Consider the following 8,596-nt stretch of genomic DNA (forward strand, 5'->3'; position numbering starts at 1 on the left):
CCTCTCATTTTAATGTCGGAATTCAGTTATGCGAAATCAAATATTTCCACCTCTTGTGCTGGATCAAGAGAAATAAGTTTTCCCTTACCAAAGGTTCCTTTTTCTGCCCGATAATTGCAATTCCTACAGTACGTATATGCCAAATTTGGTGGGAACCCGTCCTTTAGAATGTCCTCAACCGATTGAACTTGAAAACAGTTTGGACATTGAAAATTCCAGTTCCTCTTTTCTTTTCCGAATAGCAGAACTCCCTTGGACTCCCACTCTACAATTGTAAACTTTTCCAACTAAAAACACCTTCCTTTACATCAATCAACCTATTCCTCAACAACAACAGATAGAACCTTAATGTGGAAAATGCTCCTACAGTTATTAGTGTAAAGAAAATATATTAATCTAATATAAAGAGGCTTTTAATTTTTATTAATGCTTTTGTTTAAATCCTTCATCTTCAACTGCATAATCACTCTTGGAATAATACCGTACCGCTTTTCCGTGTCGATTTGCATATTCAATTTCGTTCGCGGTGCTTTCACCAATATAACCTTTTACGTCAATGACGAAAATTTCATCAGCTAAGTCGATTTTCTTTAAATGAATTTTTGCGAACATCTCTTCTTGTTCTTTCGTAACTGAAATATTGTCACTTTTTCCAAAGAAACCGAGACTTATTACAGCGGTACCTGCGAGTGTTAGAGCAGACTCCACCTTCTGAAATTCTTTCTTAAACCGAGTTGAGCCACATAGAGTAATCACCTTCATCTATTTTCCTCCTTGATCTACAAATTTAAAGGCAGCTGTCCCTACACAGCCACCTCTAAAAGTCTACTATTAAAGCTTTTCTATTTACCTTTATAACTTCCCCTTATCTCTGATCATCCTCTAACCCCTACTTATGTATGTACTGTAGAATGCATGATAAAAGGTTCAAAAGACTTTTCCCAAAAATTCATTACAAGAAGATGTTCCAAAGTTCCGGGGGCTAACGGGAAGTTAGTCAGTTTATCATAGAAAGTGGTGTGTTTAGTTGAACTTCCATTCTCAGAATTCAAATTGTTTCGTTTAGCGACAAACAATTCGTGACGATTCTAACCGGTGACGTCTTCCTCGTTTTGAACTACAAAAACTACACCTGGAATTCAGGATCTTTTTTCGTAAATGAATAAGCGCCACTTGTCTCAAGTATGACATGCTGTTCTTTTAGATCAATTGGAAAACGATAAAGATCCCCGGAAGATTCACGTTGATTGACAAGATGACGATATTGCGCAGTTCGATTTACTTTTGTTTCAATCACGGCTTTTGATGATTTAATCAGTATAGCTTGTTTATTACTCAGGATGACTTCACAAGAATCCGCATCCTTTGGAGCAATGGCTTCAATATGATCATGTGCAAACCATATACAGTAATTACTTTTTGATGATTGTGTTGGAAAGAAGTAAATGCCTTGTCTATTGCAGATCATAATTGGTACCATACGATTATATTTGGTAATATGAATCGCACCTTCAACTCTTCCTTGAAAACTTGAACCGTTAAATAAACAGCTGTTGTTAATAATTTCCGACGGCTTTTCTTCTACATAAAACCGCCGATTGACTTCACAAACCATCGAATAAAGGTTTCCAAACCGATCAAAATGAGGCAAAATAACCATCGTGTCTACATTAATCAAATAATCCTTAACAATACGATACTGCTTCGTCATAACTTCCCCTCCAATATCTTAATTTTTTGAAGGTCTACGTTGCAACCAACCTTAATCTTCCCTCCTTCCACTTTGCTAGGATAATCGTACCATATAATAATCTGAAAATATATAATTATTAAATTTTTATTCTTATTTCCAGTATATAATGATTTGATTAGTAAATATATTGAAATTATTTATTTAATTACAATATATTAGAACTTAATGTTATATATTTACATATTAGCTTTTTCTTGTAACGATATCAATATTGGCTGGATCAACATTAGTTTCCAGAAAGTTTAGAATGATAGTCTTGCTGTAAAATGGCCATAATGTTGGAATCTTGCCATTTACCGTTATGAAATCTCGTCTCTCGAAAATGTCCTTCCTTTTCAAAGCCAAGCTTTTGGTATAAACGAATCGCCTTTGTATTCTCCGCAAAAACCCGTAGGGAAAGTCTATGCAGATTCATTTCCATGAACACATACTCCATCAGGATTTGCATTGATTCGTATCCAATTCCCTTGCCGTGGTAATCAGGTTCACAAATCGCAATATAACATTCAGCATTTTTATGATAATGATTAATGTTGAACAGCCCTAGATACCCAACCGCTTTTCCGTTATCAGTATGTTCAATAATATAATTCTTTCGGTTTGAGTCGTGTAGCATATTCTTGAAATTCTCCTCGACTTCCTCCACTGACTTCAAGTCTATGAATGGATTAACAAGCGGAGCAATTTCCATGTCATTTTGCCAACGAAAATAATCCCCCTGATCTTTTTGAGTCATTTTGCGTAATTTAACCGTTGAACCTGTGAATAACATTGTGTTTCCTCCTCTATAAGGTGTGTGTTCAAAAAGGAGGACAAAAAGAGCCGAGAAGTTCGAGACGCGAAAATCTCAAGGACCGGAACGACGAGCGGTACTTGCATAAATACTACGAGTTGTACCGAGGAAGCTTACTTCCATGGACACGCTTGTAGACGCAGGTACATATGGAACTTCGACTAACTACTTCACGTCCTGTGAAAACATCGAAGTCAGCACGTCCTGTGCAAGTCCGGAGAGATCGAGCAACGAAGTAATTCGACAGCTATTTTTACCGGACTTTTTGAACATCCTCTAATTGACTTAACCATTATTCTGCAAATTCGTAAGTGGGACACTTGCTTCAATATAACTTCGGAGCAGCTTCCAATCCTTTCCCTTACGAAACGTATCCACATAAAGATGAGCGGTTTTGGACTCCTCTCCATTTACGGTCGGCCATACCCAGAACATAACCAACACTTCATTGATTCTAAGTGGGACTTTGTTTACTTCAATGAACGTCCAATCTACTGTTTTATCTGAAAAATAGTCAAATGCTTGTTTCCATCCTTGTTTTGCATCCTTAAAGCCAAAATCCTCTATATCGTCTTGAATATTTGACACTCGAACCTCTCTAGCTGCATACGTAGATGACATTGCACTTTTCATGGCCTCTAGTGAACCGTTACGCCAATTTGTTTTATACATCTCGAAGAATTGATCAAAGTCAGCTAAAAGTTCCTTGTCCATTTTTATCACCCCATTTGTTTATTACAAGACTTTCATCACTCTCTCTAACGTCGTCTCTAAAAATTTCTCCATAGCTATCCGGAATCCTTTGAAACTTTTTTCCATTTAGATGCAAGTTAATGGACATCTTTTAAAGCTTGTTTGATAATAACCTTTAAGCATTTGGTTAGGGATTTGTTTTTGAGACTTTTATCTTTTTCTAGAGGAGATGTACGTTTTGAACATAAAATTAAGTGTACTGGATCAATCACCGATTGCCGAGGGAATGACTTCAGAAGAGGCATTAGATAATACAGTAAAACTTGCGCAGAGTGTAGAAAAGCTTGGCTTCGAGCGGTTTTGGGTATCTGAGCATCACGATACAAACAGTTTAGCGGGGTCTTCACCAGAAGTATTAATTGCACATTTGGCCGCAAAAACAAATAAAATCCGTGTAGGCTCCGGTGGCGTTATGCTTCCACATTATAGCCCGTATAAGGTGGCGGAAAATTTCAAGGTTTTAGAAGGATTGAACCCTGATAGAATTGATCTTGGATTAGGTAGAGCCCCGGGTGGTATGCCAATTGCAACGATGGCGTTAAATGAAGGGAAATCTAGAAGAACAGTCGAACAATTTCCTGAACACATCGATGACTTGATCGGTTATTTACATGGTACCCTCGATGAAGGCCATCGCTTTACAGGGTTAAAAGCCACACCAAACTTACAAACAACTCCTGATGTTTGGATACTAGGTTCAAGTCCTTCAAGCGCCTTATTGGCTGCTGAAAAGGGATTACCTTATACATTTGCTCAATTTATTAATGGTGATGGCGGCCCTGACTATACAGAGCTTTATCGTGAACACTTTTCACCATCCAAGCTTTTATCCGAACCAAAGAATATGGTTGCTGTTTTTGTGATATGTGCCGAAACTGAAGAACAAGCAGAATTCGTAGCTTCAAGTATGGACTTAACCCTATTGATGATCGAACAGGGGATGAAGTCTTCTGGGACACCTAGTCCACAAAAGGCTGCTGCTTACCAATACAGCTCATATGAAATGAGACGTATAAAAGAGAACCGAAAACGAATGGTTGTCGGGACACCTCCTCAAGTGATGGCACAACTTCTTCAATTAAGCGAGGCCTATCAAACGGATGAAATTATGCTTGTTACCATTACCTATGACTTTCAAGATAAATTGAAGTCGTTCCAACTCGTTGCTGACGAAGTTCTTAAGTGATTAACGAGGTAATATGCTGGAGCTAACATTACATCCATGCAAAACGTTATTACTTGTAAAGAATAAGGAGCTTCCTCAAATAAGTTCTGTAATGAACCGTTTGAGGAAGCTCCTTCATTTCATTTTTTTCAATTTAACTAAGTTGTTATAACTTATCGTTGATTCGGGAAGACACGACGAATCGCTTCACCAATTTCTTCTCCAAGACCTTCTACTGGTTTGCCCTCATCCACCTTTGATACATAATTGTTGACCCGATCCAAAAAGTCCGGGTTCGTAGAGACATATACATTGTTAACGTCGGGATCGACTGACTTAACTTGATCGGAAATCTTCTTTTCCATTTCCTGCGTAACTTCTCCCTCTTTGTTGTTTTGAAGCTGTGCCGCAACATAAGCATTTTCATCTGTTACAAGCACTGTAGCATCCCCTACTTCTGGTAGAGCTTCTACTTTGTTTGCTGCTTTATCCGCTACCTCATAACGGTTATTTCCATTAGCACCATTGTTAGCATTGTTACCGTTTCCGTTATTGCCATCATCGTCATTTACCATCCCATTATTATCTTCATTAATGTTCTCATTACCAATGTCTTGTGTTTCCACACCATTTTCCTCTGCGTTTTGGTTGTTATCATCATTTGCGTTACAACCTACAAGGGGTATTGCGAATGCACTAGCGACAAGAAGAAGTTTAGCCTCTTTAATCCATTTGAAATTCATGTGTATCCCTCCTGAAAATTATTCTCCTTTAGAATGAGTAAAATTCAGGAAAATATACATGTTTTTTCTTATAATTTTTTATCCTATTTCTTCATAATAATTAGACGACGTAAGGACCTATCATGAGAATAATGAAGATCGCAAGCTGTCCATTCGTTTTTTCCTTTTTCAGGTTGCATTCCTTTAACGGTTTGCAACCTGAAAAGGTTTTGAAAGGAGAAGAACGAGGGGAAATCATTTTTTTATAGAAAAAAAAAGAGAGCCTGAAGTAGGCTCATCAACGGTTGTTTGTCATGTGTCCGATTAATTTAACACCCTAATGATAAGAATGGTCACGGTAATGACTCCAATTGTGTACATCCCAAACTGGAGCATCAATGCAATCGCCTTTTCTGGTTCCATTCCCATTTCCCCTTTCAGAATGACCTTCTCGAAACATCCCATGACTTTACATCACCTTATAGTTATAGGATGTCTGAATTGAGCTTGTCTCAAACCAAAAAAGTTATTGATTTCATAATTCTTGTATTGTTTTTCTTTTAGCAAAACGAACATTTGCTATTATAATTGCTAAAAAGATGATTAAAACACCGAGTTGCTGAAGCACAGTAACTTGTTCATTTAATATGAAAATAGAACAAATAACAGCAACTGGTAATTCCGCAGCACCCAATATACTACCCATTGAAGACCCAATATGCGGCATACCATAAGCAAAGAGAAATGGTGGGATAACGACTCCAAAAAGTCCAAGAAAGATGCTATTTGTCCATGAAAATTGGATATGTCCCTGATTTATGATATCAAATAACTGATACGCAAAAACGACCAACACAGTAATCAAACTTCCTGAAACCATGTAAAAGCTTCTTTGCGCTGGATGTAATTCCGGCAATAACTTATCATTTAAAAAAACAAATAACGTATAGGATACGGCGGCTAATAGACCTAAGATCACACCTAAAGGATTTAAATTAAAATTCCCGCCTATGTCACTCGCAAGAACGGTCCCAAGGATTAATAGAACTAGCGAGATGATGGTCTTCTTGGATGGAAGCACCTTTTTCACAATACTGTTGAGTAAAACGCCCAGCCAAGCAAATTGAAACAATAGGATAATCCCAATTGAAGCATCTAAACGAGCAAGACTTAAATAATAAAAAACACCAACCAAACCCGTAGGAATTCCAGCTAGCATCAAAAGCATCGCCTGCTTCATCCTAAGTCTTGGCTGATTGGTTATTAGAAGTTGTAAAGAAAGCATTAAAATCCAACCGATTACAAATTGAGAGACGATAACTATACTCGGACTAATCCCCTGTTCATAGGAAAACTTGACAATTGTTGATAAAATTCCATAAGAGCACGAACCGATAAATACAGCTGCAATATATTTTCCTGTCCCCATCCAAATCCTCCTTTCCCATGATGTTTAGTAAGATACCCCCCCATTCTGACCAGAACGGAATTTTCCCGAGAACAATTAACTATACGCTAGGATTACTCACTAATCTCCCCTGCCTAATAATCATAAATCCGTTTTATGGAAAATAAATTAGTTAGGAAGGGGGGATACGTATGGTGTTTAAAGGAGGAGTTAATGGTACTCCATCTCCTACTCCAACATACCCAAAAGAAATGCTTTCAATTATAAATAATGGATTGCCACCCACACAAAATCCGCAAAAAATTGTAATACTTGGTGCAGGAATATCTGGTCTAGTCTCGGGTTCCTTGTTAAAGGCTGCAGGTCATCATGTTACGATCTTGGAAGGTAACACAAGAATCGGTGGCCGAGTATACACGATCAGAAAACCTTTTTCACAAGGAAACTATATGGATGCAGGGGCAATGCGTATCCCAGATAAACATCTATTAACGTTTGCTTATATTAATAAGTTTAACTTACCGGTCCAGCCATTTATTAATAGTACTGAGTTTGATTGGATCTATGTTAATGGGGTAAAAGTACGACGTTTTCTTTATGAAGAAAATCCCGATATTTTACGCTTCCCAGTACAGGAGGATGAAAGAGGTAAGACAGCAATCGAACTTTTTAAAGAAGCAGTCCAGCCTTTTTTTGACTTGTATGAAAATTCAACAAAAGCTGAACAAGAGAAATTGCGTCGTGAATATGACCGCTATTCATTCGGTTCATTTTTAAGATATAACCCTTTAGGCAAGTCATTAAGTCCCGAAGCGATACGTATGATATCTGTTATGCTTGGGATTGAAGGATTCCCAGAGTTATCCTTTGTTGACATACTCACAGATATTGTTGCTAGTTTATTTGAAGAGGACTTAAAGTTTTATCAAATCCTTGGTGGAAATGACCGATTACCGAAATCATTCCTTGCTTACCTTCGACCAAATATCTATATGGGGCAAAAGGTAACGCAAATTCATAAATATGCGGAAGGGTTAACCGTCTCAACCCGGAATCCGGATACAGGAAAATTAAGTTGTTTTTCAGCAGATCGAATTATTACTACTATACCATTTTCTGTTTTTCAGTTTGTTAAAGTGGTGCCTTATGATACGTTTTCTTTTCAGAAGTGGGATGCGATCAGATCTCTTAAGTATGTCCCTTCAGTTAAAATTGGCATTGAATTTAAAAACAAATTTTGGTTTGATGAGCAACTGTTTGGCGGTAATTTTACAACAGACCAACCTACGCAAACCGCTTATTACCCTAGCAATGGAGTCCATCAACCCGGACCTGGTGTCGTGCTTTCAAGTTACTCGTGGGGTGATAATGCTATTTTATGGAGCTCTCAACCCGAACAAACACAAATAAGACAGGCGCTTGATTATTTATCCATCGTACATGGACCAAAAGTATATAAGAAATTTATGAATGGGACCACTTATAGTTGGTCTCTCAACCAATTTTCCGGAGGGTGTTTTACACTATTTAAACCGAATCAAATTTCCGACTTAAGTGAAGCGATTAAGCAGCCTGAAAGCCATATATACTTTGCTGGTGAACATACTTCATCATTTCACGGTTGGATTGAAGGTGGTGTCGAATCCGGAATTCGTGCTGCTGCTGAGGTAAGTTATGCTGCTAATTCGGATTAATTATAGGGGATTTAACGAGAAAACTACTAGCTCTTATTTAATACAATATGTAGAAACCAAAATAAAGAAAACTCGGCGATTGCCGAGCCTTTAGGCGAAGTCAGAGCCGTAGTTGAACTTATACTATAGAAAGTATTGTCGAGTAGGAGGGAGCCTTTCCATTATGGATTGTGCTCCGCCCCCCTCACAGAACCGTGCGAGCGGTACTCCCGCACACGGCTCTTCTCCATCATCATTTACAGAATATAGCTTAATTCGCTTCTAAGATCGTATATGTTCACTTTTACTCGTAGCTTCGACAATGGATA

The 8,596-nt window shown here is 37.9% G+C and carries 10 protein-coding genes; 2 read left to right on the forward strand and 8 right to left on the reverse strand.

Translation table 11 applies throughout. From position 1 onward, the window contains the following. Window positions 1-26 precede the first annotated feature (26 nt). From NON16_RS23790 to NON16_RS23810, 5 genes are all read right to left on the reverse strand, one after another. Entirely contained in the window at window positions 27-287 is a 261-nt protein-coding gene (locus NON16_RS23790; RefSeq protein WP_257351946.1) for a VVA0879 family protein, read from the reverse strand. Window positions 288-423: 136 nt separating this feature from the next. Beyond that, entirely contained in the window at window positions 424-762 is a 339-nt protein-coding gene (locus tag NON16_RS23795) for a hypothetical protein (protein WP_257351948.1), read from the reverse strand. 364 nt (window positions 763-1,126) lie between these two features. Continuing rightward, window positions 1,127-1,711: a competence protein ComK gene (locus NON16_RS23800; protein ID WP_257351950.1), complete on the reverse strand. Its 585-nt coding sequence runs from the start codon at window positions 1,709-1,711 to the stop codon at window positions 1,127-1,129. Window positions 1,712-1,979: 268 nt separating this feature from the next. Beyond that, window positions 1,980-2,525: a GNAT family N-acetyltransferase gene (locus tag NON16_RS23805; RefSeq protein ID WP_257351952.1), complete on the reverse strand. Its 546-nt coding sequence runs from the start codon at window positions 2,523-2,525 to the stop codon at window positions 1,980-1,982. Between the two features lie 306 nt (window positions 2,526-2,831). Beyond that, complete coding sequence (locus NON16_RS23810; protein ID WP_257351954.1) at window positions 2,832-3,260, reverse strand: hypothetical protein; 429 nt, start codon at window positions 3,258-3,260, stop codon at window positions 2,832-2,834. A gap of 208 nt (window positions 3,261-3,468) precedes the next feature. On the opposite strand from NON16_RS23810, the gene NON16_RS23815 reads away from it, so the two are divergent. Continuing rightward, on the forward strand, window positions 3,469-4,485 hold the full coding sequence (locus NON16_RS23815) for an LLM class flavin-dependent oxidoreductase (RefSeq protein ID WP_372508873.1): 1,017 nt from the start codon (window positions 3,469-3,471) through the stop codon (window positions 4,483-4,485). Window positions 4,486-4,637: 152 nt separating this feature from the next. On the opposite strand, the gene NON16_RS23820 is transcribed toward NON16_RS23815, so the two are convergent. From NON16_RS23820 to NON16_RS23825, 3 genes are all read right to left on the reverse strand, one after another. After that, window positions 4,638-5,207 (reverse strand): YhcN/YlaJ family sporulation lipoprotein, encoded by a 570-nt coding sequence (locus NON16_RS23820; protein WP_257351956.1) that lies wholly within the window; start codon window positions 5,205-5,207, stop codon window positions 4,638-4,640. Between the two features lie 303 nt (window positions 5,208-5,510). Beyond that, complete coding sequence (locus tag NON16_RS25785; protein ID WP_372508874.1) at window positions 5,511-5,609, reverse strand: putative holin-like toxin; 99 nt, start codon at window positions 5,607-5,609, stop codon at window positions 5,511-5,513. Window positions 5,610-5,721: 112 nt separating this feature from the next. Further along, the gene (locus NON16_RS23825) at window positions 5,722-6,615 is read right to left on the reverse strand and encodes an EamA family transporter (RefSeq protein ID WP_257351958.1); all 894 of its coding nucleotides are present in this window, start codon (window positions 6,613-6,615) and stop codon (window positions 5,722-5,724) included. A gap of 170 nt (window positions 6,616-6,785) precedes the next feature. Here NON16_RS23825 and NON16_RS23830 point away from each other — a divergent pair, with 170 nt between their 5' ends. Further along, window positions 6,786-8,288, forward strand: a complete 1,503-nt coding sequence (locus tag NON16_RS23830) for a flavin monoamine oxidase family protein (protein WP_257351960.1) — start codon at window positions 6,786-6,788, stop codon at window positions 8,286-8,288. The last annotated feature ends 308 nt before the right edge of the window (window positions 8,289-8,596 follow it).

The organism is Pseudalkalibacillus decolorationis (assembly GCF_024609785.1).
GTDB classification, from domain to species: Bacteria; Bacillota; Bacilli; order Bacillales; family Fictibacillaceae; genus Pseudalkalibacillus; species Pseudalkalibacillus decolorationis.